Origin of the sequence: Streptomyces sp. AB3(2024), assembly GCF_041862025.1 — a bacterium.
Taxonomy (GTDB): Bacteria; Actinomycetota; Actinomycetes; order Streptomycetales; family Streptomycetaceae; genus Streptomyces.
Genome location: NZ_JBGWAB010000304.1, coordinates 1 through 1,543, shown reverse-complemented (window position 1 = coordinate 1,543; position 1,543 = coordinate 1). Strand labels below are relative to the sequence as shown.

The following is a 1,543-nucleotide window of genomic DNA, read 5'->3' as shown; positions in this document are numbered from 1 at the left end:
CCCTCGGCGCGGACGCGCCCCTCGGCCGGCCCGCGCGGCCGGCATGACGACCCGGCGGGGGCGGCCTGAGCCGGGCCCCGCACGGCCGGTTCCCGCAGGGCCCTGCCCCGCACGGCCGGTTCCCGCACGGCCCTGCCCCGCACGGCCGGTTCCCGCACGGCCCTGCCCCGTACAGCCCGCGGCTCCCCCGCCGTACCCGACCACGCCGTCCCTGCCCCGCCCCCGTACCCCCCCGGCCGCCCGCGGGGGCGGTACGGGGGCGGGGCACCGTCGTGACCACCATCCGGCCGAGAGGGCCGGGAAAGGGATACACCATGAACGTCCACAAGGGACTGATCCTCGACGAGACCGCCAAGTTCCACCTGGACGCGCAGGACGAGCGGCCCTTCGTCCCGGGCACGACCGAGATCTGGCCCGCCGGGGCCGTGCTGGACGAGCGGGACCGTGCGGCGCTGGTCGAGGCGGCGCTGGAGATGCGGATCGCCGCCGGACCCAGTTCGCGGCGGTTCGAGTCGCGCTTCGCCCGCAAGCTGGGGCGGCGCAAGGCGCACCTGACCAACTCGGGTTCCTCGGCGAACCTGCTGGCCATGACCGCCTTCACCTCGCACCTGCTGGAGGACCGGCGGCTGCGGCGCGGCGACGAGGTGATCACGGTGGCCGCCGGGTTCCCGACGACCGTCAACCCGATCATCCAGAACGGGCTCGTCCCGGTCTTCGTCGACGTCGAGCTCGGCACGTACAACACCACGGCCGAGCGGGTGGCCCGGGCCATCGGACCCAAGACCCGCGCCATCATGATCGCCCACGCCCTCGGCAACCCCTTCGAGGTCGCGGAGATCGCACAACTCGCCCAGGAACACGACCTGTTCCTCATCGAGGACAACTGCGATGCCGTCGGCTCCACCTACGACGGACAGTTGACGGGCACCTTCGGCGACATCACCACCGTGAGCTTCTACCCGGCGCACCACCTCACGATGGGCGAGGGCGGCTGCGTGCTGACCTCGAACCTGGCCCTCGCGCGGATCGTGGAGTCCCTGCGCGACTGGGGCCGGGACTGCTGGTGCGAGCCGGGCGAGACCAACAAGTGCCTCAAGCGCTTCGACTACCAGATGGGGACCCTCCCGGAGGGGTACGACCACAAGTACATCTTCTCCCACGTGGGCTACAACCTGAAGGCCACCGACATCCAGGCGGCCCTCGGCCTGACCCAGCTCGACAAGCTGGACGACTTCTGCGACGCCCGGCGCCGCAACTGGCGGCGGCTGCGCGACGGCCTCGACGGCCTGCCGTACCTGATCCTGCCCGAGGCCACCCCGCGCAGCGACCCGAGCTGGTTCGGGTTCGCGCTCACCGTGGACCCGCAGGCGCCCTACACCCGGGCCGCCCTCGTGGACTTCCTGGAGGGCCGGAAGATCGGCACCCGGCGGCTGTTCGCGGGCAACCTCACCCGCCACCCCGCCTACATCGGTGAGCCCCACCGCATCGTCGGCGACCTCACCAACAGCGACATCATCACCGACCAGACCTTCTGGATCGGCGT

General features: G+C 72.1%; 1 protein-coding gene. It reads left to right on the top strand.

Annotated elements, in window-relative coordinates:
• Nucleotides 1-314: 314 nt before the first annotated feature.
• On the top strand, nucleotides 315-1,543 hold a 1,229-nt coding region (gene rfbH / locus ACEPPI_RS40480; protein ID WP_373920234.1), incomplete at its 3' end, for a lipopolysaccharide biosynthesis protein RfbH.